Here is a 20,582-nt window from a genome sequence, read left to right as displayed (position 1 = left end):
TGGTCATCGTTGCCTTCTTCTGGAGTGTGATCGGTTGTGGGTGATTCGGTATCGGGCCGGCGGCCGGACCGGGAGCCACTCTCGATGGCGGACATCAGATTCCGGGCCTGCTCGGGGGTACGGGTGCGCGGCAGATCGACCACCGGGATGACCCCGGTATCCGCCTCGGCGGACTGTCGTTGCCGGCGCGGCAGGGCCGGACGAGCGCCTTCGTCCGGGCGGGGCTGTGCGATCACGGTCATCGGCTGTGAGTCGGCGGGACCGTGTGGGGCGGGCGCGGCCGTCTGCGCGAGGCTCCCGTCGACCGACGTCGCCGGCGCCGCCGCGGGGGTCGCCGTGGGCTCGAGGGCCGGACGTCCGGCCCGGCCCGGGCCGGCGGATTCGGTGAGCGCGGTCGGGATCAGCGCGATCGCCTTGATACCGCCGTACACCGAATCCGTCAGACGCACCGTGACACCGTGGCGGGCGGCCAGGGTGGCCACCACGAAGAGACCGAGACGGGTATCGCCGGTGAGTGCGGCCACGCCGAAATCCGGTGGTTCGGCCAGCAGTGCGTTGCGCTCGGCGATCTCCTCCGCGGTCATCCCCAGCCCCTGATCGGCGACCTCGACCGCGACCCCCCGGCCGACGACGGACGCCGACACCTCGACCTGGGACTCCGGTGGCGAGAACGCCGTGGCGTTGTCCATCAGCTCCGCGAGCAGATGGATCAGGTCGGCGACGGCTTTACCCGCGATCAGGACATCGGGTATGCGTCCGGTGTGGATCCTGGTGTAATCCAGGCTCTCCGCGACCGCGCCGCGGACGAGTTCCCACAGCGGAACCGGGTTGCGCCACCGGCGGCCCGACTGTTCGCCGCCGAGCACGATGAGATTCTCGGCGTGCCGCCGGGCGCGGGTGGCCAGATGGTCCAGCTGGAACAGCAGTTCGAGCTGGTCGGCGTTCTCCTCCTGGCGTTCGGCCTTGTCCAGCAGCGCGAGCTGGCGGTGCACGGCCAGCTGGTTGCGGTGGGCGATATTGAGGAACACGGTATGGAAGCCGGCCCGCGTCCTGGCCTCGGCCACGGCGGCGGAAACGGCCGCGACCTGCGCGCGGTTGAACGCGTCGGCCACTTCACCGAGTTCGTCGGTACCGAAGTCCAGGCGCGCGACCTCGGCGGCCGAATCGACATTCTCGCCGCGATCGAGCCGTCGCATGATGTCGGGCAGCCGCTCGTCGGCGAGTTCCAGGGTGTCGTCGCGCAGGCGGCGCATCCGGGCGATGAATCGGTTGGCCAGGACGAGCGCGGCCAGGAACGCCAGTGCGGTGATCCCCAGGACCGCGGCGCCGCCGGCCAGTGACCCGTTGGCGGTGTCGGCGCCCTGGGCGCGGCCGATGGCGTGCGCGTCGGCGCTCTGCCCCTCCCAGAGTTTCAGCAGGGCGGCCACGACCTCGCCGGAGACCCGCTGCCACTCGGCGACGGTCAACGGCAGGGCCGGCGTATCGGACTCGGTGGACTCGTCGGTGCTGCTGTCACCGGAACCGGTCCGGGTGCCGGTGCGTCCGGTCGTGGAGTCGTCGGTCTCCGGATCGTCGGCCGAGACCGAGCCGCGCAGCATCACCGCGTCCTGTACCGCGATCAGCTGTTGCCAGGCCGGTGAGGTGGTCAGGGCCTGCAACTGGGCCAGCCGGTCGCCTTTGAGCACAGTGGCGGAGTACGCGACCTCGCCGCGGAATTCACCGACGTGGCGGTTGAATTCCACCAGTTGCGCGTCGGTGAGCTCACCGAGGGTCAGCGCGACGGCGCCGAGGGTGTCGGCCTTCGACAATGCCTCGGCCGCCCGCAAGGGTTCGACCCCGTAGTTGAGCGCGATACCGACCCCGGCATCGGGTGCGACGCGGGCCGCCAGTACCGAGGCCCCGATGATGGTGTCGATCACCGAACTGAAGAACCCGAAGGCTTCCTCCCGCGGGATCGCGCGCGCATCGATGGCCGCGCGCAGATTCGGTACCGCCTCGAAGAGTTTGCGGTAGCCCTCGATCTGGCCGGCCGAGCCGTCGGGGTCGAGCCGCTGGGCGGCATCGCCTTTGGCGGTGACTTCGGCCAGCGCGATATCGGAGCGTTTCCGTGCGTCCGCGAGCGCGGTCGCGGCCCCGGGATCGCCCGCGAGATACAGCAGCGAGAGGCGCCGTTCCTCCTCGAGCCCCTGCACCATGAGAATGGCGGGAGTGGTGGTGCTACTGGCCAGGTCGGCCCATTCCTGTGCCTGCCGACCGGATTTCACGAGGTAACCCGCGGCGATGATACCGACCGTGAGCAGCGTGATACTGGTGATGAGCACGATGGCGAGCAGGCGGGTCCGAACGCCGACGCGCCCGCGCGTTCGATTCGGTCCGGAACGGGAAGTCGACGCGAACTCGGGGAGAGGCAGCCGCTTGGACACAGTAGATCAACTCGTTCCCGGGGATGCGCGCGAACAGCCTCATCGCCGCCGGCTCACCGCCCAACTATCCCGGCACTGCGGTCTCCCGGCAATGCGTCGTACTCCGGTACCAGACATTAGCGAAAGCAATACGTTTCAGTCTTGAAAACTACTACTCTCACCAGGCATTCTTTTCGGGTACCGGAGCCCGCGCGTTACGGTTTATTCCGGAATTGATCGCGACCGCGTGCCACCGCCCGCCGCGGCCGCGCGTTTCGTGCCCGCGACCCGGAAACACAGCACCCGTTCGCCGTATCCGGCCAGCGGCCGGGCCTCGGCGGCCTGCCGGATACCGCTGGCGGGAAGTTCGGTGAGTTTGGCGAACATGGTGGCATTACCGAACGCGGAACGAATCTGGGTCTCCGAGGCGTAATCCGCGCCGTAGTCGGCGAGTTTGCCGAAATCCAGCGGTGCCAGCGGAGTATCGAGGGCGACCGGTTCGGCGGGCCGGCCCAGCGCCGCGTACTGGGTCGCCGATCCCTGCTCGTACCAGCACAACTCGTAGGCCAGATTCTCGGTGCTCGTCACACTCATCACCGGCCACTGCTGCGAGAGGGCCAGCGCCAGCGGGTTCTTCGCCACCGGCGTCAGCTCCCATTTGAGGCTCTTCACGGCGATCCAGCTACCCGACATCCGCTCGATCAGCACGATGTCCTCACCGAGTTCGGTGGCGGCGTTGAGCTGTGGATCCCGGGTGCCCCAGTGCGCCTTGTCCACGCCGTAGGCGGTATTGATATCCACCGGTTCGGCGCCGGCCGCGGTGAACGCGGCGACGATCGCGTCGCGGACCTGTTCCAGCGCGTCCGGTGCCGAGCACAGCACGCTCAAGGCGCCGAAGGAGGAACCGATTTCCACCGGTTTGGCCGGCTGGTCCGGCATCGCGCCGGCCACCAGCGGCTTCAGTCCCACCAGCGCGAGCTGCCAGTTGATCTCCTCGATCGTGGCCAGATCTCCCGCGCTTTGGTACAGGATCTGCTGCTGGGTCAGGTAACCGGCGCGCTCGAGGGTCCGGCATTCCAGCTTCCGCAGGGCGGCCTGCGTTTTCGCGGTGAAACCGATCTCCTCGATCTTGAGGTTCCGCAGCTGCGAGGCCATGGCCGCGGTGGTGAGCGCGGTATAGCGCTCGCGGTACATGGCCACCGCCTGTTTGCGCTGCCGGCCCACCATCAAGGTGCGCAGCAGGGTGTTCAGGGTGGCGAGGTATTTCCGGGACTGCTCCGGGTCGGCCTCGAAGAGGGTGGCGCGGATACGGACCGCCTCGTCGGTGGCCACCACGGCCGCGCCCGGGTCCAGCCGGCACAGCCACACACCGCATTTCGACAGGCCGTCCGCGCACACTCCCGCGGCGTTCGGGTACTCGTGCGCCACCCGGGTATAGGCGTTGCAGGCGTCGCGGATGGTGGCGGTCGCCAACTCGCGGTGGCCGATGGCGCGGGCGGCCTGTTCCAGCAGCCGCAGGGTGTCCTGGACCTCGTTGGCGAAGACCGCGGACACATGACCGGAGGTGAACCAGCGCAGCCGGATCATCACCGCTTCCTGCGCCGGCTCCAGCGCACCGGCCACCCGGTTGCGCACCGAACCGTCGGTCTGGGTCGCCAGATACGCCGAAGCGAGCTCACACAGTGTGGTGGCCAGCCGGAGTTCTGCCTCCGGTGTCCGGTCCCGCGCCGCGAGCCGGTCCGCGGCCACCCGGCCCTCGATGGCGATCAGGTCCATCGCGATCTCAATTCCCGCATCACCTTCCGCGCACGGTCGTCGAGCGGCCGTAGTCCGAGCATTCCCGGAAAGTCTGCCACAGGTGCCGGGGAGATAGCAGGGCTACCGGGCGGTTGCCCTCACCAGGGCCGGAGATGTGCGCGGGGGTGCGGGTCGCCGGTCAATACGCGGGGACGGTGCTCGCGCCGATTCCCAGGTAGAACAGCGTGATCAGGAAGAGGAACCAGCCCGCCCCCTGCCAGATGGGCCAGGCCCCGCCGCGCCGCCAGACCCGGATGGTTTCCACGAAGGCCCCGATACCACCCGCGAGCAGGACGACCCCGGGCCCGAAGAGGACGGCGGTCTGGGCGGCGGTGTCGCACAGCAGCGCGTCGGCGTCGCGGCACCGGCCGGTCGCCGCCCAGACGGCGGCGACCGCGCAGACCAGCGCCGCGACCCCGAGCACGACGAGCGCGTAGCGCACCGCCCGCCGGAAGTTCCCGTCGTCGGACCAGCGTTTCTCCGCATCGTTGGTCATCGCTCAGCCCTCCTGCCCGCCGTATTTCCCGGTGGGGGCAAGACAAACATCCCCGGTCGAGCGCGCCGGCAACCGTCCACCGACCGGCGAGCGCGCCACTGTGCCGGCCCGAACGGCGTCGAAGCTCGGGTGCACACCGTCGGCGCGGCCGTGGGGCCGCCCGACGAACCTGCTTTGCGTCACCTCCGAATGGCTGGTCACAGGGCCCGGGCCCGCGCGCCGAAGGCGCGCAGATCAGACACTGTATTGGGCGCGGAGTTTGCCCTTGACCAGCTTGCCCGTGGGCGTTCGCGGCAGTTCGTCGGCGAAGTCGATGCCGCGTGGCACCTTGTAGTGGGCGATGCGCTCGCGTAGGTAGTCGCGCAGTTCCGCGGCGAGTTCCGGGCCGGGGGTCACGCCCGGCGCCGGCTGGACCACGGCCTGCACCGATTCACCCATCTCCGCGTCGGGGATTCCGATCACCGCGACGTCGAGCACCGCGGGATGCAGGGCGAGCGCGTCCTCGATCTCCTGCGGGTAGATGTTCACCCCGCCGGAGATGATCATGAACGCCTTGCGGTCGGTGAGGAAGAGGAAACCGTCGGCGTCGACGTAGCCGATATCGCCGGTGGTGGTCCAGGTCGGGTGGTCCGGATGGATCGCCGCCTCGGTTTTCGCCGGGTCGTTGTGGTAGGCGAAAGGTAGTTCGTCGCGTTCGAAATAGATGGTGCCGATCTCGCCGGTCGGCAGTTCCGCGCCGTCGTCGCCGCAGACCCGGATCGAGCCCATACCGGCCGGGCCGACCGAACCCGGTTTGCGCAGCCACTGCTCGCTGTCGATGAAGGTGGCGCCGTTGGCCTCGGTGGAGGCGTAGTACTCGTAGAGCACCGGGCCCCACCATTCGATCATCGCCCGCTTCACGTCGACGGCGCAGGGCGCGGCGGCGTGCACGGCGACCTTCAGGCTGGAGATGTCGTAGCGGGCACGGATGTCCTCGTCGAGTTTCAGCATCCGGACGAACATGGTGGGAACCCACTGACTGTGCGTGACGCGGTAGCGCTCGATCGCCGCCAGGGCCTGCTCGGCATCGAACCGCCGCATCACCACCAGGGTGCCGCCGAGGGCCTGAACCACACCGCCGAACCGCAGCGGTGCGGCATGGTAGAGCGGGGCGGGCGACAGGTACACCGATTCGGTGTCGAAACCGTAGAGCGGCCCGAAGACGGCGGTGTAGGGGTCGCCGGGCGGATCACCGACCTGCTGGTCCGAGAGTGGCTGTTTGATGCCCTTGGGCCGCCCGGTGGTGCCGGAGGAGTAGAGCATATCGGCGCCGCGCGGTTGGTCGGGCAGCGGTTGCGCGGGCTGGGCGGCCAGTGCGTCCTCGTAACACTCGTAGCCCTCGACCGGGCCGCCGAAGGCCAGCCGGATCTGCACCTCGGGCGTCTGCTCGACGATCGCCTCGGCCGCCTCGCGCAGACCGGCGGACGCGATCAGTGCCTTCGCGCCGCAGTCGTCGACGATATAGCTGATCTCGGCCGGTGACAGATGCCGGTTCACGGCGGTGATGTAAAGCCCCGATCGCAGAGCTGCCCAGTAGGCCTCGTAGACCTTCGGGTCGTTACCGGAGAGCAACGCGACATGATCGCCACGGCGCAATCCGGCGGCGTGCAGATGCCGGGCGAGCCGGACGGAGTTGTCCTCGAGCTCCCGATAGGTCAGCGTCTCGCCGGTCTCGGCGACGATAACGGCTGGTTTATCCGGGAAATTATCGACATGCGCGCCGGGATACATACTGCTCCTCTACGGAACGAAGCGATCGGAGGCCGACCGCCGAGCCGAGCCGGGGCCCGGGACGCGTGCGGCGTCACCGGCCCCCGCCGGGCAATCGCCCGGCGACCGCGACGATAGCGGAAAGTGAACAGCGATTCGTCGGTTTTCCGGAACTGACGAGCCCCGCCCGTATTTCGGGCCGGGTCGTGCTCGGCGCCGCTCCGGTTCGTTCAGAAACGCGGTGGCGAGGTGATCGAACAGTTCGGCGCGCTCCCACTGCGCCCAGCGGCCGGTGGCGCTGACCACGGTCGCGGCGGATACCGCCGCCCCCACCGTGGCCCCGCAGGTCCGGCCGGAGCGGGCCGCGAGCGCTCCCCGGCGCCGGGCCGCACCCGTGCGGATCATCGCGCCTGTCGTGGTCTTCGTACTCGTCACCGGGCTCTGGTACTTCGCGAGCCACTATCTGATCGCGCCGGAATCGCGCTTCCTGCTCCCCGGCCCCGACGAGGTGATCAGCGAAGGGCTGCTCGATGCGGCGGTGCGCTCGGAGATCCTGTCCGCGCTGGGGTCCACCGTGCTGGTCGCGCTGAGCGGGCTGGTCGTCGCGATGGTGCTCGGAGTCGGGTTCGCCGTCGCGATGAGCCAGGCGCGGTGGGCGGAGTACTCGCTGTACCCGTACGCGGTGATCCTGCAGACCATTCCGATCCTGGCCGTGGTCCCGCTGTTCGGTTTCTGGTTCGGCTACGAATTCGGCAGCCGGGTGATCGTCTGTGTGATGGTGTCGCTGTTCCCGGTCGTCACCAACACGCTGTTCGGGCTGAAGGCCGTCGCGCCGGCCGAACACGATCTGTTCACGCTGCACGGTGCGAGCCGCTGGCAGCGGTTGCGCAAACTCCAGTGCCCACCGCGCTACCCGCGATGATCTCCGAGTTCAAGATCTCCGGCGGAATGGCGATCATCGGTTCGATCGTGGCCGATTTCTTCTTCCGCCAGGGCGAACCCGGTATCGGCCGGATGATCGACGTCTACCGGCAGCGGCCGGCCACCGAAGAACTGCTCACGGCGCTGTTGCTGTCCTCGCCGGCCGGTCTGATCCTGTTCTGGTTCTTCGATTTCCTGGCCGTCCGCGTGGAGCGGGCGCACGGCCGCCGCCGCGGCCACTGACCTCTACGACCTCTGCCCGACCACTGCCCACATCAGGAATCGCCATGGCGACCGGATCGCCGATGGACTCACCGCCACCGATCTGGTGACCAACGAATTCATCGACCCGTCCATCGCCCTGCCCGCGGTCCCGGCGATCGAATTCCTGATCGGCAACAGCTTCACTACGGGCATCGTGGTCCGGGTGGACGGCGGCGCTCGGCTGGGGTCGCCACAGTGACGTGGCCGGTGGCGGGCTCGGCGTGCCGACGATATTCGTGTGCATGCTGCGCCTGCCGTCGTCGCAGGGGCGGATCAGTCGGCGGGGGACGGATACAGCCACGTCAATGCCATGAGGCTCTTGCCGAGATACTTCTCGTGTCCGTTCTCGAGCCCGTAGGCGAGATCCTCCAACACGCTGCACCTGGCATAGAAGGCAGCCCGCCGCCGGATCGCCTGCACATCGTGGGTGCTCCGGTAATTGTCCAAGGCCGTGTCCAGAGCCGCCGGGCCGAGGTCGCGGTAGAGGAGGCCGAAATCGTAGGCCGGGTCGACGATCGCGGCATCACTCCAATCGATGATGCCGGTCACCGTACCCGAAAGAGCTTCCACCAGGACGTGTTCGATCCCCAGATCGTTGTGGGAGAATACGAGGTCGTAGCGATCCTCCGGCGGTTCCGCCGCGAGAAACGCCTCCACGGCCGGACGACGGGCGCGGGGAATCTCGTCGGCCACCGTGCCGTAGATCTGCCCGGCCTCGTCGAGCCACAATTCGTTCGGCTGATCGTCGATATCCACCAGGTCGCCCATCCGGTCGACCGGAGCGGCATGCAGAGCGCCGAGGAATCGCCCGAGTACCGCGGCGATCGACCGTGTATGCGGCGATCGCCACGGCGCGGGCAGATCGATCAGCGGCCGGCCGGGGAGTTCGAAATACGCCAGGCAACCCCGCTCGGCGACCCGGAAACACGGCACGGGAACCGGCAGTGGCGAGATATCGGCGACGGCGGCCAGTAGCGCGGCTTCCCCGTTCACCCGCGCGGCGCGGGTTCCCGGATCGGGTTCCTTGCCGAAGCGCACGATCAGCTCGCCGTTGACCTCATAGGCAATGTGGTCCTCCCCCTGTCCCAGCAGCACGACCGAGTCGATCCGATAGCCGGGCAGTTGCCCGGCCACCACATCGTGGATGTCTACGGCATCGCCGTCCCGAATTGCCATGCCACGACTCTAGAATGCGGCGTCGGTATCAGAAACCGTCGTCGACCAGCGGCTCGTCCACCCGCCGGAGCCGGGCCCGGATCTCGTGCACCGACGCCCCGCCGGGAAAACAACCGGGGCCGTGCGGTTCCACGGGGGTGGGCGGATCGTCGACCACCGCCGCGATATCGGGGCCCCCGCCCGGCACCAGTTCGACCTCGAAATCACCCGGCGCGGTGCCGCATCGGGCGATCAACCGGTACGCCTCGCTCCGGATGGCGGACTCGTCGTCCACGATCTTCCGGACGCCGAACGCGGGTGCGGAGATGAGCCACTGGTCCCCGTATCTGCTCACCTTCACCTCGAATCGCATGCTCACCCCTTGGTCTCATGGCCGGCCCGACACCTGTATCCCGGCACGGTTGTCGGGCGCGACGGTTGCATCGACGGTAAGGAGCCGAGACCGATCTTGGCGAGTAGTGAGCACGAGTTTGCACAACTACGCTGCGTTGTTTTCCCGGTCACAGTGCCGAAGTGCATCATGTACGGAGTACGGGAAAACTCGTGCTAACCATCGAACAGGGGTTGAAGTATGCGTCTGCGGTTTCTCGGTAGAGGGGGCTCGGATCTCGGTGGATGCCCCAGTCTGTACACGACCGATCAGGGAAGTTATCTGGTGCAGGGATGGGAGACGGACAGACCGGCCACCGTCGAGATCCCGCATCTACTGCTCGGTTACGCCGAACCCGATACCTTCATCGGCGCGCCCATGCAGGATACCGGCCGGGGAACGTTCACCCTCGCCGGCCGCCCGGTCGCCGAGCGTGAGATCTTGGAGCAGCTCGATCTGGCACCCGACGAGGTCGCGATCGAAGTCCCGAAGACCAAAAGGACGTTCTACGGTGCGCTATCTTCCGCATGAGCCGCCGGACTGGGCCGCGCTGTTTCGCGAATGCGTTTCCGAGGCATTCCATCTCGAGGTCCGCGACGCCTACGCCGTGCCGGCCGAGACCGGCCGGCTCGGTCGCTTCCTGGAGGGCCGGCCCGCGCTGCCGGACGCGCAGAAGAATCGATGGAACACGCTGATCCGGGAGACGACCGGCCGGGGCGTCACCGTACGACGGGTCCGCGTGGTGTCGGTGCCGCACAGCGACTATCACCGCTGGTTGCTCTCGGTGACCGGCACCAATACCGACGCGGGCGAGGATATCCGGTACGTCCCACGGCATCTGGCCGGCGACGTGCCCTCGGACGACTGGTGGCTGATCGATGACGATCGCGTCGTCTACAACCTGGTCGACGAGCACGGCAAACCCTCCGGTCTCGCGGTGACGACCGACCGGGGGATCATCCAGTACGCCCGGCGTGTGAAGCACCGGCTCTGGGACATGGCTACGCCCTACACGGAATATGTCGACAGATGAACGAAGTGCACGACGCGCGAGAAGCTCTCGGGGTACGGCTGCGGGAGCTGCGGCGCCAGGCCGGCCTCACCAACCGCAGACTCGCGCAACTGTGCGGCTGGCACGAATCCAAGGTGAGCAAGATCGAGTTCGCCCGGATCAGACCCTCCGACGACGATATCCGCGCCTACTGCCGCCACTGTGGCGCCGAGGACCAGCTGCCGGACCTGCTGGCCACCTCGAACACCATCGAGGTCGCCTACCTCGAATGGCGCAAGATCCTCGGCACCGGACTCGGCCGCCGGCAGCAGAAATCACTGAAACTGGAGGCGGATGCCACCCATATCCGCGATTTCCAGCCGCAGATCGTTCCCGGGCTGCTCCAGACAGCCGAGTACGCGGCCGCCAAACTGCGTCGCGGTATCGAATTCCACCGCATCCCCGACGATGTCGAGAACGCCGTCTCGAAGCGGATGGAACGGCAGCGCATCCTGTACCAGCGCGACCATCTGTTCCACTTCCTGATCGCCGAGCAGGCCCTCTACACCACGGTCGGTGACGACGCGGTGATGGTCGGGCAGCTCGACCGGCTGTCCTCGCTCATCGGCATGCCCCGGGTGACCATCGGCATCGTCCCGTTCACCGCCGAAGCGCTGGTGGTGTCGACGAATTTCGCCATGTTCGACAACCGGCTGGTCATGGTCGAGGGCACCGCCGCCGAACTCACCATCACCCAGCCGCGCGAGATCGATGTGTACGGGCGGGCGTTCGATGTCCTGGCCCAGCAGTCGGAGACGGGGGAGGGCGCACGGACCTTGATCAAGGCGGCTGCGCGGGGGCGGACGGTACGCAGCGGGAGCGGCTGACGGGCACCGGAAAGGGCCGGACCGGTCACGGCGGTGGTGCCCGGCTTCAGCCGCGCGGAGCGTGGCGCCGGAGGAAGTCGTCGATCAAGACGTTCACCGCATCCGGTACTTCGAGAGCGACCAGGTGGGCGGCATCCTCCAGAAACGACAGCTCGGCACCCGGGATGGCGTGCGCCATCGCTTCGACCTCGGCGGGCGGGAAGGTCGCATCCTGGCGGCCCCCGACGACCAGTGTGGGCGTGCGGATGGACGCGGCGAGTTCGCGCTGGTCCGGACGGCGGACCACCACGCTGCGCACCGCGTGCGCGGCCGATCCGACCTCGTTGGCGCGCACCGTGCGCCGCACCTGCTCGACCACGTCCGGGCGGGTCCGCATCGTCTCCGGTCCCAGGAACGCGGAGAGCGCGGCGGGGACGAGCGGTCCCCGGAATCCGCGCAGCACGCGGGCGAGGGCGAGCAGGGCGCCGTATTCGAGACGCTGACGCGTACCGGCCGGTGAGGCGGTGCCGTTCATGAGTACGGCGGTCAGCACGCGCTCGGGGTAGAGCGCGCTGAAGGTGGTGCCGATCATCGCGCCCCAGGAATTACCGATGAGGTGCGCGCGGTCGATTCCGAGCGTGTCGAGGACCCGGAGCAGGGCTTGTGCGCAGTCGCCGAAGGTGAACGGCCGGTGCAGGGGTGTGCTCGCACCGTGTCCCGGCGGGTCGATTGCGACGGTGGTGAACCGCCCGGAGAAGTACGCGACCTGCCCGTCCCAGAGCGCGTGGTCCATCAGCAGGCTCGGCCACAGCACCATCGCCGGGCCGGTTCCGGTGACCCGGACGCGGAGAGTGCCCAGGTCGGTGGGGATATCCCGGTCCACCCCGTTCATTGCGACTCTCCCGTTCCGACGGGTAGCCGATACGGCATCTGTGCGTGCACCACGCGGAGGCGCTGTTCGGCCGGGAGACAGCAGCGGCCGCTCTCGATATCGTGCACCAGATCGCGGTAGGTGAGCTGCAGCTCCGCGAGGCGCGTCCATTCCGCGTGCATGAGGTCGCCTGCCGGGTCGTCATGGCGCAGCAGATGGAACGCGCGGGCGGCACCGGCGGCGATCACATCGATGAGCTCGCCGAGGGTGCACTCGTAGACGCGGCTACCGGCGGTGGGCGCGGGCAGATGCCGCGAACTCCAGGCATCGATCTCGGCGATCAGTGCCCGCCGGCGCGATTGCAGCCGGATGCCGGCCAGTCCCGCTTCGAGCCGATAGGAGTCCGACAGCGCCGACGCGAGGCTGCACACCGGGCCCTCGGCGCGCCGGCCGCCGACCGCGTACAGCAACTGGGTGGCCGTGGGCAGGCACGATGCGCCCGAGCCGGGCTGTGGCCGCCGCACCATCACACCGCCCTCGGGATGATGCGCGGCGTGCGCCGCACGGCGGTCCGGGAAACTTCTGCGCAGCCGTGGACCGACGAGCATCCTTTTCCGGGCGCGCGAAACAGCTGAACGAGCATTTCGTGAGACGTACTTTCGCGATGGATTCGGTGTGGATGAACCGGCGGGGGTTCGAGGGAGAATCGGCGGCCGGCCCGTTGGGCATGCACCGGCCCGGTGTTCCTCCACCGCACAGCATCTCGAACTTCCGATCGGTGCCGGACTCCCGGCGCACGAACGAGGAAACGCGTTGCGTGCCCGATCGGACCTGGCACTGCCATCGTAGGACGGCCCGGTGGCGTCGCCTATGGGCCGGCGTCATGAAACATCGGCCCGCTCTCGTGCTGCGCGCACAAACGGGATCGGACCCCGCCGGCCGGTCCGGACAGCCGCGGCCGGAGAACACCCTTGGTTCCATCGGCTGCGGTTCACGGGAACGGGGGTAGGCAGTAGGAGCCGAGGTCGGCGCCGCGGCGCCGCCGGACCCACTGTGCAAACTGCCCGGGGATCTCCAGGTGGGCCGCGTGGCCGGTGCCGGAGAGGACCCGCCATTCGATACCCAAGGTCGTGCCCAGGTCGTGAACGGATCGGTGCCGGGCCGGCGACGAATTCCGGCCCACGGTCAGCGTGATCCGGCCCGCCGATCGGCCCACCGGCCGGGGTTCGAACGCGCGGAACATCGCGAGTTCTCCGGCGACCGTCTCGCGCGAGGCCGTCGTGAGTTCCGGGGTCCAGCCGGGCCCGTAGAGAGCTCCGCCGAATCCGGCCACGCCCCGCCGCCGGAACGCCCGCGCCACCTCGTCGAGCAGGCCCGGCGCCAGCGACCCGGCCGCCGGTTCGTGCAGCAGCGCCGCGGCGAATTCGACCCCGCGGGCGGCCAGCTCCAGGCCCAGCGTCGCACCGCCGCTGACCCCGACCACCAGCGCCCCCGCGCACAGCGGCGCGAGGGCGGCGATCTCGGTGTCCATATCACCCGACTGCGGCCGGTCGGGGGCGTGGACCTCGACGGCCGGGCCGAGGGCGGCGACGGTGCCCGCCCACACCCGGCTGTCGGTGGCCACGCCGTGGATCAGCACGACTCTCATACGGTGACGGGTCGCTTCCCCAGCGCGGCCAGCAACTGGTCGGAGGTGGCGACCGCGCCGAAGATACCGCCCTGCATGGTGACCATGCTCAGCGCCGCTTCGTGGTGTCTGCGTTCGGTGGCCCCGGTGCAGTCGGAGAGGATCAGGCATTCGTAGCCGCGGTCGTTGGCCTCGCGCATGGTGGTGTGCACGCAGACATCGGTGGTGATACCGGTGAGGATGATGTGGGTGATTCCCGCGCCGCGTAGCAGCAGGTCGAGGTCGGTGGCGTAGAAGGCGCCCTTGCCGGGTTTGTCGACGACCGGTTCACCGGGGATCGGCGCGACCTCGGGCACGATCTCCCATCCGGGTTCACCGCGCACCAGGATCCGCCCGCACGGGCCCACACTGCCGATCTCCGCACCGACCCGCGCGGACCGCCAGCGCTTGTTGGCGGGAAGATCGGCGAGATCGGGGCGGTGACCCTCGCGGGTGTGGATCACCGTGAGACCGAGCTCGCGGGCGGCGGCCAGGACCCGGGCGGTGGGTTCCAGGCCGGCCCGGGTGAGGGACAGGTCGTAGCCCATCTGATCGACATAGCCGCCGGGACCGCAGAAATCGGTCTGCCAGTCGATGAGCAGCAGCGCGGTGCGGGCGGGGTCGATCGGGCCGTCGAACGGCCAGGTGTAGGGGGTGGCGTCCACGGTGGCGGGGATCATGCGGTGAGCTCCTTGTCACGTCGCGCGGTCAGGGCCGCGCCGAGGGTGAGAATCAGGGCGGCGGCGGCGAAACCGATGACGGCGTCCGAGAGCCACGGGGCGAATCGATGGGTGAGCAGGGCGGCGACCGCGCCGCCGGCCCAGGCGGTGAACGCCGGCAGATGCCAGCGGGCGCGGCGGTCGCGCGGGCCGAGCCCGAACCGGGGCAGGGCCAGCTGATCGAGAATGACCACGGCGCCGATCGGCGGCACGATCACACCCAGCAGGTTGAGCCATTGTTCGAAATACGACCAGATACCCGCCACCGCCAGCAGCACGCCGACCGCGCCCAGGACGAGGGTCAGCCGCCGCATCCGGCCGCCGGAGAGCTGGCTCCAGCCGACCGCGCCGTTGTAGAGGCAGTGCGCGCAGACCGAACCCAGGTTGATGAACACGAATGCCACGGCCAGCGGGACCAGCAGCCCGCCGTGGTCGGCGAGGAGTCCGAGAAAGTTCCCGCCGTCGGTGGCGGGATCGGCGCTGCCGCCGAGGGCGACGACGAGTCCGCCGATCACCAGGGCGATCGAATTACCCACCGGGAACGCCGAGGCCGCGGCGAGGAAGGCCTCGCGGCCGTTGCGGGACCAGCGGGTGAAATCGGCGGTCATGGTGCCGGAGTCGATGAAGGAGGCGATGACCAGGGTGACCGCCGCTCCGAAACTCATGGCCGCCGCGCCGGCCTGCCCCTGATAGGAAGTGGGCGAGGAGCCGCAGTCGGCGACCGCGAGCCAGATCGCGACCAGTCCCAGCACGATGTACACCGGCGCCGCGATCATGCCGATCGCCGACAGCGCGCGGATACCCAGCAGGGTCACCGCGATGAAACCGAGCCCGGCGGCGAGCGCGGTGAACTGTTCGTGCCAGCCGAGGGTGTCGTGCAGGATCGCGCCGGCCATACCGGTCTGGAAGGCGAACCAGCCGATCACCACGGTCGCCAGGAAGGCCGAGGGAAGGAAAGCACCCGCTTTGCCGAAGGTTTCGGCGGCCGAGAGCGCGAAGTTCTTACCGGTGCGCCCGGCGAGCACGCTCAGCGCGCCGACGTAGAGCATCATGCAGATATTGCCCACCGCGATGGCGAGCAACCCGAGCCGGAAGCCCAGTGAGTAGACGATCAGTCCGCCGAAGATGGCACAGGTCAGCACCATCGGGAAACCGAACCAGACCGCGGAGACCGAGCCCAGGCCGCGCCGCCGGTCGGCGGGTACCGGTACGTTCTCGAACTCCTCTATCTCCCAGGTCTTTTCGGGTGGAGTCAGCGTCGTCGTGCTCATGGCGCATCGGTCCCTTCAGGGGTGGGGAGTTCGTAGATCACGGTGAGGCTGCCGCCGCCCGGCGGGCCCTGGTGCTCGGCGCCACCCGAGACGTACACCGCGCCATCGCCCTTGAGCGCCGACAGCAGGCCGCCGACGGCGCCGCGGGCATGCCGGGTGGCATTGATATCGGAGTCGGTGAGCATGGTGTGGCGCAGCCCGCGGACCGAACCGCTCGGATCGGCTTCGGCCTTGGCGAAGATCTGCCGCACCGTGCCGCCGACCGCCGCGACCTGGGCGAGCAGCCGCTGGACCGAGGCGAGATCGATCGCGTCGGCCATATGGCCGTGCAGCGCGCGCAACGGGTTGGCCGCGGTGGGGCTCTCGGCGACCACCAGCACATGGCAGTCGTCGAGTTCGGCGCCCGCGCTGGCGGAGGCCCGGGCCGACCAGACATCGGCCGCGCCGGCCAGGGCCCGCAGCGCGGTCTCCCGGTCGCATTCCCCCAGTGCCACCGCGATACCCAGCGAACTCGCCGCCCGCGACCAGCCCATCGACGCGTAGGTGTCGGTGGCGACCGGAGTCCGGCCCGCGGCGTGCAGCGCGGTGATCTTGCCCGAGGTGAGCAGCGGGCATTTCACCAGCACCAGATGCACATCGGCGGGGGTGATACCGAGTTCGGCGAGCAGTTTGCCCACCGTGTCGGTGACTGTATCGACCTGTTCCACCCGGCCGATCTCCCCGGGATCCAGCACCCGGCTGCGGCGGGCCGCCGCGACCAGGCCGCGATCGAACCCGCCGTGGCGGTGCTCGTCGCGGACGAACATGTTCACGTGCGGGCTGAGCACCCCCTCCGTGCCGCCGGAGAACACGGTGACCGCGGCCTCCGGTATCCGTGGCTCCCAGACGGCGGTGGCCAGGGTGCGGCTGAAATCGTTGACGCAGCCGTTGCCCTCGGTTTTGCCGATCACCGAGACGAGATCGCCGGTGCGGAAACCACTCTCGGTCAATACCTCGAGGGGCCGGGTGTCGCCGGGATCTGTAGTGGGCACGGTGAGCAGGGCGATGCCGGTCATGCGGCGGTCTCCTTCGGGGCGCGGGCGGGGGTGAGGTGGTTGAAGACGAGGTTGAGGACGAACGCCACGATGACCGTGCTGGTGATCGCGCCACCGGCGATGATCCGAACCGAGGAGGGGAGTCCTTCGTAAACTTCCGGCGCGACGACCGGGATCATGCCGATACCCATGGCCAGCGACACCACGAGCAGGTTGTCGTTGCGCGAATAGTCGACCCGGGCCAGCGTGGCGATGCCGACCCCGGCGACGGTGGCGAACATGACCAGACTGACCGAACCGATCACCGCACCCGGCAGGTTGGCGACCACCTCGCCCATCTTCGGGACCAGCCCGAGCGCCACCAGCAGACCGCCCGCGACGGCGACCGCCCGGCGGCTCGACACCCCGGTCATCCGGACCAGGCTCACGTTCTGCGCGAAGATCGTGTCCGGGAACGAGGTCAGGAAACCGCCCAGCACCGCCGAGGCGCCGTCGGCGCCCAGGGCGCGGGCGAGCCGGTGCGGTTCCAGCGGGCGGCCGAGATGGTCGGCGGTGGCCATGAGGTAGGCGGTGGATTCGGTGAAGATCACCAGCATCACCAGGCACATCGAGATGATTCCGGCGATCGGGAAGGTGGGGGTGCCGAACAGGAACGGATCCGGCAGACCGAACCAGGCCGCGCTGCCGACAGCGCTGAAATCGGTGAGCGATAGCGCGGCCGCCGCGATCGTGCCCAGCACCAGCGCGATCAGGACCGCGGACTGCGCGACGAGACCCCGCCCGTACCGCATCAGCACGACGATCATCACGACCACCCCGAGCGCCAGCGCCAGCGGCGCGCCACCCGCCGGTTCGCCGCCGAAGGTCATGGATACGGCCTTGCCGATCAGCGACAGCCCGATCATGGTGACCGCCGCGCCCCGCACCATCGGCGGGAAGTACCGGACCAGCTTGGAGAACGGGATCGCGACCAGCATGCCGAAGACGCCGGCCGCGATCATGGCGCCGTACACGGCGGACAGCCCGTACTCCTCGCCGATCAGGATCATCGGCGTCACCGCGGTGAACGAGGCTCCCGCCACCACCGGCATCCGCGCCCCGAGCAGCTTCCCGATACCGAGCGCCTGGACGAGCGTGATGACTCCGGCGACCAGCAGGTCGGCGTTCACCAGGGTCGCGATGGTGGAGGTGTCGAGCCCCAGGGCCGCGCCGAAAACCAGCGGGACCGCGACGCAGCCGGTGTACATGACCAGCACGTGCTGGATGCCGAACAGTGTTGTGCGCCAGAAGGGAAGGCGAGCGGGGGGAGCCAGCGGCGGCGACTGGGTCGGGGCAGCGTCTGTGGACATGGGACCTGGCCTCGGGCAGAAGAAATAAGCAACACCAGAATTTGTATACAAATACTGTTTCCGTGGTGTTGCTCGAGGTTCCAGGGTTGTGAACTATGCAAGATCGCGTGACAGGTAGGGAATTCTTGTATACAAACCTTGTCGTTCGTACCGATCGGTCTGGATGTCGGAATGCTCGCGCGCTCTCGGAACCGGCCCCGGCGGTCCCGGGCGAAATCGCGGTCCGAGCGACTGTGGTGCTCCGCGCCGAGTGCTCGGCGACGCGGTGCCGAGGTACCTGCCGGCCGTCCGTGCGAGGCTCCGAGCCCAGTCGCAGGCCCTGTACTCGCCGGCCACGAGTCGATCGAGTTCTCGCTATGCCACCGCCTACGCCCTGCCGTCCGATACTGCACCGGGCGCGGGGAACACGGTCCGCTGCCTCAGTCCGCGGTCGCCTCGGCGTCCATATCGGCCAGCAGCTCCTCGTCCCGCGCGATGTGCTCGTCCATCAGATACCCCGCCTGCACCGGCGACCCGTTGAGGATCGCCTGCGCGATGGCCGCGTGGTCACTCCACGAGATATGGTTCCGGCTCTCCAGCCGCTGCCCGAAGATCCAGGACACCCGCTCCAGAATCTGCTCCAGCATGGCCCGCAACTGCTGATTTCCCGACGCCTCGGCGACCAGGGTGTGGAACCGCAGGATCAGCGGCGGCAGCTCCTCGTGCGCGTGGCTCAGATCCGCCGACCGGCCCAGCTCCACCACTCGTTCGAGCTCTGCCGCCACCGGCCCGCCCCGGGATCGCGCCGCCAGCTGCGCGGCCAGCACCTCGAGCCCCCGCCGGATCTGCACCAGCTCCCGCGCCGCCGATCCCGACGGCGCGGATACGGTGGCCCCGCGATACCGCACCAGTGTCACGAAGCCCTCGCTCTGCAACTGCGACAGCGCCTCGCGGACCGGGACACGGGATACCCCGAAGCGCTCGGCCAGGTCCACTTCGCGCAACCGGTCGCCGGGGGAGAGCCGGCCGGCGAGGATGTCCTCGCGGACGGCGTCCGCGACGGCGGTGCCGGGGGCGGTCCGGGGGGTGGGTTCGGAGGTGGTCACGGTGGTGAGGGTAATCGTGACGTTCGGTTCATCGAGTCAATGCCCGAGCCGGGCACATTGCTCGAGCGACGTCGAATGTCACCGTCACAAGCAAGCGACCGATCCTCCAGCCGACACGCGAATTCCCGACCGTCGATGCCTGAATGCCCCAGCACGACTATCCGGTGAAGGCGACAATTACGGCCGCGACCCCGAATGGGACATCCAGCACCATGCAGAACTCTGCCAAGGACCGGGGCACCACGTCGTTGCGGCGCCAATGGCGGTAGTCCCACAGGGCGTGGGCGGCCAATGCGATACCGGCCAGGGCCGCGCCCACGCGTGGTGACACCAGCACGGCAACCAGCGCTACGCCGCCGAATCCGGCCATGGCAAGGCTCTCGGCGGTGAGCACAGGAGCCGGAACCTTACGGAGGATACCGACCACGACAAGCAGCGCCGCGTAAGCAGCAAGTCCCATCCACCATCGGATTCCGACCATCTCGCTGAGGACCACCACCATCGAGCTGCCCAGAATCGCCGCCCAGGCGGTCCACGGGCGGCCGAATGCGGCGCCGACCAAGTAGCAGCTGGCCGCCACGGCGACTGTAATGGCCACCCCCTCGGCGGCGACGCCGGTCGCGATCTGGAATATGGCAGCCGTCATCCCCAGTGCGAGGGGCCAGTACCCCAGCACCGAGCGATGGGTGGGAGCCGGTTCTGTCCGGACGTGTGTGTCACTCACGGCACCCCTCCTTATCGGGAGAGAATCGAGAATAGCCTGCGCATGACAGGGATTGGGAGTCTTGGATACGCGGAATTCATCCGAGCAGGGTTATCGGCCCCGGAGAGCTCTCGCCGAGAGATGAATTCGTCCGGGAACCCGGACCGCACCGCTGCCCGGGCCACCTGCGGATGACCGAGCCGGAAGGCGGCTAATCCCGGCCGGGAACCTCGCCCTTGACGTCGTCGTAGCCCACCGTGCCGGGTGCCTCGGTCGGCGAGTAGATGACGCGAATCACGCCCGTCGGGAACCTCTCCGTCGCCGTCACCTTCAGGTGGTAGGGCACGGCACCGTCGTCGAACAGCTTGCTGCCCTTACGTGCCGCCACCGGGTGCACCAGGAGGCGCAGCTCATCGACCAGCCCCGCGGCGAGTAGCTGCTGCACCACGGAGATCGAGCCGGGGATGAGTATGCCTGTGATGCCGGTATCGGCTTTGAGTGCGGCCACGGCATCGAGAAGATCGCCCTCGATCAGCTCGGAGTTGCGCCAGGAGAACTCCAGCGGCTGACGCGAGACCACAACCTTGCGCGTGTCCCCGAGTTGTTTCGCGAATGGCGCGTCGTCGCCACCCGCCGCCTCGCGATCGGGCCATGCCCCGGCGAAGCTGTCGTAGGTCTCCCGACCGATCAGCAGTACGTTGGCGGTGTCATAGTCCTCGCTGACGGCGCGGCCCATATTCTCGTCGAAGTACGGGTAGTGCCACGCGGCATCGATTTCGGCCACGCCGTCGACCGAGATGAACAGCGTGGAGACGACCTTTGCCATTGGAGTGATCCTTTCGAGTCGGGCGA

At 68.7% G+C, this 20,582-nt stretch carries 22 protein-coding genes; 6 read left to right on the top strand and 16 right to left on the bottom strand.

The window, feature by feature from the left end; genetic code table 11:
• The 4 genes from ON38_RS24330 to ON38_RS24315 all read right to left on the bottom strand — a co-directional run.
• On the bottom strand, window positions 1–2,321 hold a 2,321-nt coding region (locus ON38_RS24330; RefSeq protein WP_245564176.1), incomplete at its 3' end, for a sensor histidine kinase.
• Between the two features lie 303 nt (window positions 2,322–2,624).
• Window positions 2,625–4,178, bottom strand: coding sequence for a hypothetical protein (locus ON38_RS24325; protein ID WP_051165124.1), 1,554 nt, complete (start codon window positions 4,176–4,178; stop codon window positions 2,625–2,627).
• 160 nt (window positions 4,179–4,338) lie between these two features.
• The gene (locus ON38_RS24320) at window positions 4,339–4,695 is read right to left on the bottom strand and encodes a hypothetical protein (RefSeq protein WP_039827282.1); all 357 of its coding nucleotides are present in this window, start codon (window positions 4,693–4,695) and stop codon (window positions 4,339–4,341) included.
• 234 nt (window positions 4,696–4,929) lie between these two features.
• A complete protein-coding gene (locus ON38_RS24315) occupies window positions 4,930–6,465 on the bottom strand; it encodes an acyl-CoA synthetase (RefSeq protein ID WP_039827281.1) in 1,536 nt (511 codons plus the stop codon).
• Between the two features lie 271 nt (window positions 6,466–6,736).
• Between ON38_RS24315 and ON38_RS37115 the strand changes: the two genes are divergently transcribed.
• From ON38_RS37115 to ON38_RS37935, 3 genes are all read left to right on the top strand, one after another.
• A complete protein-coding gene (locus ON38_RS37115; RefSeq protein ID WP_218000830.1) occupies window positions 6,737–7,366 on the top strand; it encodes an ABC transporter permease in 630 nt (209 codons plus the stop codon).
• Window positions 7,363–7,608 (top strand): hypothetical protein, encoded by a 246-nt coding sequence (locus ON38_RS37110; RefSeq protein ID WP_218000829.1) that lies wholly within the window; start codon window positions 7,363–7,365, stop codon window positions 7,606–7,608. Before ON38_RS37115 ends, ON38_RS37110 begins: the two co-directional genes overlap by 4 nt.
• Window positions 7,609–7,693: 85 nt before the next feature.
• Window positions 7,694–7,828, top strand: coding sequence for a hypothetical protein (locus ON38_RS37935; RefSeq protein ID WP_281004627.1), 135 nt, complete (start codon window positions 7,694–7,696; stop codon window positions 7,826–7,828).
• 74 nt (window positions 7,829–7,902) lie between these two features.
• On the opposite strand, the gene ON38_RS24305 is transcribed toward ON38_RS37935, so the two are convergent.
• Together ON38_RS24305 and ON38_RS24300 are read right to left on the bottom strand one after the other, a co-directional pair.
• The gene (locus tag ON38_RS24305) at window positions 7,903–8,805 is read right to left on the bottom strand and encodes a phosphotransferase family protein (RefSeq protein WP_051165123.1); all 903 of its coding nucleotides are present in this window, start codon (window positions 8,803–8,805) and stop codon (window positions 7,903–7,905) included.
• Between the two features lie 28 nt (window positions 8,806–8,833).
• Window positions 8,834–9,157 carry a hypothetical protein gene (locus ON38_RS24300; protein ID WP_039827280.1) on the bottom strand — a complete coding sequence of 108 codons (324 nt, stop codon included), beginning with the start codon at window positions 9,155–9,157 and terminating at the stop codon, window positions 8,834–8,836.
• Window positions 9,158–9,460: 303 nt separating this feature from the next.
• Here ON38_RS24300 and ON38_RS24295 point away from each other — a divergent pair, with 303 nt between their 5' ends.
• The 3 genes from ON38_RS24295 to ON38_RS24285 are packed head-to-tail and all read left to right on the top strand — an operon-like array spanning window position 9,461 to window position 11,053.
• Complete coding sequence (locus ON38_RS24295) at window positions 9,461–9,706, top strand: hypothetical protein (RefSeq protein ID WP_245564175.1); 246 nt, start codon at window positions 9,461–9,463, stop codon at window positions 9,704–9,706.
• Window positions 9,687–10,208 (top strand): DUF6879 family protein, encoded by a 522-nt coding sequence (locus ON38_RS24290; protein WP_051165122.1) that lies wholly within the window; start codon window positions 9,687–9,689, stop codon window positions 10,206–10,208. Before ON38_RS24295 ends, ON38_RS24290 begins: the two co-directional genes overlap by 20 nt.
• Window positions 10,205–11,053: a helix-turn-helix domain-containing protein gene (locus ON38_RS24285; RefSeq protein ID WP_039827278.1), complete on the top strand. Its 849-nt coding sequence runs from the start codon at window positions 10,205–10,207 to the stop codon at window positions 11,051–11,053. The genes ON38_RS24290 and ON38_RS24285 overlap by 4 nt, the downstream gene beginning before the upstream one ends.
• 46 nt (window positions 11,054–11,099) lie before the next feature.
• Here the strand turns inward: ON38_RS24285 and ON38_RS24280 are convergent, their stop codons facing one another.
• From ON38_RS24280 to ON38_RS24235, 10 genes are all read right to left on the bottom strand, one after another.
• Window positions 11,100–11,924, bottom strand: a complete 825-nt coding sequence (locus tag ON38_RS24280) for an alpha/beta fold hydrolase (RefSeq protein WP_039827277.1) — start codon at window positions 11,922–11,924, stop codon at window positions 11,100–11,102.
• The gene (locus ON38_RS24275) at window positions 11,921–12,511 is read right to left on the bottom strand and encodes a hypothetical protein (protein ID WP_039827276.1); all 591 of its coding nucleotides are present in this window, start codon (window positions 12,509–12,511) and stop codon (window positions 11,921–11,923) included. Before ON38_RS24275 ends, ON38_RS24280 begins: the two co-directional genes overlap by 4 nt.
• A 383-nt stretch (window positions 12,512–12,894) precedes the next feature.
• Window positions 12,895–13,551: an alpha/beta fold hydrolase gene (locus ON38_RS24270; protein ID WP_039827275.1), complete on the bottom strand. Its 657-nt coding sequence runs from the start codon at window positions 13,549–13,551 to the stop codon at window positions 12,895–12,897.
• Window positions 13,548–14,246, bottom strand: a complete 699-nt coding sequence (gene biuH, locus ON38_RS24265) for a biuret amidohydrolase (RefSeq protein ID WP_085995479.1) — start codon at window positions 14,244–14,246, stop codon at window positions 13,548–13,550. The genes ON38_RS24270 and biuH overlap by 4 nt, the downstream gene beginning before the upstream one ends.
• On the bottom strand, window positions 14,246–15,559 hold the full coding sequence (locus ON38_RS24260) for a cytosine permease (protein ID WP_083873052.1): 1,314 nt from the start codon (window positions 15,557–15,559) through the stop codon (window positions 14,246–14,248). Before ON38_RS24260 ends, biuH begins: the two co-directional genes overlap by 1 nt.
• Window positions 15,556–16,614 carry a cyanuric acid amidohydrolase gene (gene atzD / locus ON38_RS24255; RefSeq protein ID WP_039827273.1) on the bottom strand — a complete coding sequence of 353 codons (1,059 nt, stop codon included), beginning with the start codon at window positions 16,612–16,614 and terminating at the stop codon, window positions 15,556–15,558. Before atzD ends, ON38_RS24260 begins: the two co-directional genes overlap by 4 nt.
• Entirely contained in the window at window positions 16,611–17,942 is a 1,332-nt protein-coding gene (locus ON38_RS24250) for a nucleobase:cation symporter-2 family protein (RefSeq protein ID WP_051165121.1), read from the bottom strand. Before ON38_RS24250 ends, atzD begins: the two co-directional genes overlap by 4 nt.
• Before the next feature lie 419 nt (window positions 17,943–18,361).
• The gene (locus ON38_RS24245; protein WP_051165120.1) at window positions 18,362–19,027 is read right to left on the bottom strand and encodes a GntR family transcriptional regulator; all 666 of its coding nucleotides are present in this window, start codon (window positions 19,025–19,027) and stop codon (window positions 18,362–18,364) included.
• Window positions 19,028–19,184: 157 nt separating this feature from the next.
• Window positions 19,185–19,751: a hypothetical protein gene (locus ON38_RS24240; protein ID WP_218000828.1), complete on the bottom strand. Its 567-nt coding sequence runs from the start codon at window positions 19,749–19,751 to the stop codon at window positions 19,185–19,187.
• Between the two features lie 190 nt (window positions 19,752–19,941).
• Complete coding sequence (locus tag ON38_RS24235; RefSeq protein WP_039827271.1) at window positions 19,942–20,556, bottom strand: dihydrofolate reductase family protein; 615 nt, start codon at window positions 20,554–20,556, stop codon at window positions 19,942–19,944.
• Window positions 20,557–20,582 lie beyond the last annotated feature (26 nt).

This window comes from Nocardia testacea NBRC 100365, from assembly GCF_000308775.1.
Classification (GTDB): domain Bacteria; phylum Actinomycetota; class Actinomycetes; order Mycobacteriales; family Mycobacteriaceae; genus Nocardia; species Nocardia testacea.
The sequence above is the reverse complement of the archived record's forward strand: the minus strand, read 5'-3'. Positions and strand labels throughout refer to the sequence as shown.

Bases quoted from the DNA above. Each gene is read 5' to 3' on its own strand.
- ON38_RS37110 (WP_218000829.1), top strand. From the start codon at position 7,363: ATGATCTCCGAGTTCAAGATCTCCGGCGGAATGGCGATCATCGGTTCG.
- ON38_RS24285 (WP_039827278.1), top strand. From the start codon at position 10,205: ATGAACGAAGTGCACGACGCGCGAGAAGCTCTCGGGGTACGGCTGCGG.
- atzD (WP_039827273.1), bottom strand. From the start codon at position 16,614: ATGACCGGCATCGCCCTGCTCACCGTGCCCACTACAGATCCCGGCGAC.
- ON38_RS24320 (WP_039827282.1), bottom strand. From the start codon at position 4,695: ATGACCAACGATGCGGAGAAACGCTGGTCCGACGACGGGAACTTCCGG.
- ON38_RS24260 (WP_083873052.1), bottom strand. From the start codon at position 15,559: ATGAGCACGACGACGCTGACTCCACCCGAAAAGACCTGGGAGATAGAG.
- ON38_RS24250 (WP_051165121.1), bottom strand. From the start codon at position 17,942: ATGTCCACAGACGCTGCCCCGACCCAGTCGCCGCCGCTGGCTCCCCCC.
- ON38_RS24270 (WP_039827275.1), bottom strand. From the start codon at position 13,551: ATGAGAGTCGTGCTGATCCACGGCGTGGCCACCGACAGCCGGGTGTGG.
- ON38_RS24315 (WP_039827281.1), bottom strand. From the start codon at position 6,465: ATGTATCCCGGCGCGCATGTCGATAATTTCCCGGATAAACCAGCCGTT.
- ON38_RS24305 (WP_051165123.1), bottom strand. From the start codon at position 8,805: ATGGCAATTCGGGACGGCGATGCCGTAGACATCCACGATGTGGTGGCC.
- ON38_RS24280 (WP_039827277.1), bottom strand. From the start codon at position 11,924: ATGAACGGGGTGGACCGGGATATCCCCACCGACCTGGGCACTCTCCGC.
- ON38_RS24235 (WP_039827271.1), bottom strand. From the start codon at position 20,556: ATGGCAAAGGTCGTCTCCACGCTGTTCATCTCGGTCGACGGCGTGGCC.
- ON38_RS24325 (WP_051165124.1), bottom strand. From the start codon at position 4,178: ATGGACCTGATCGCCATCGAGGGCCGGGTGGCCGCGGACCGGCTCGCG.
- ON38_RS24300 (WP_039827280.1), bottom strand. From the start codon at position 9,157: ATGCGATTCGAGGTGAAGGTGAGCAGATACGGGGACCAGTGGCTCATC.
- ON38_RS24275 (WP_039827276.1), bottom strand. From the start codon at position 12,511: ATGCTCGTCGGTCCACGGCTGCGCAGAAGTTTCCCGGACCGCCGTGCG.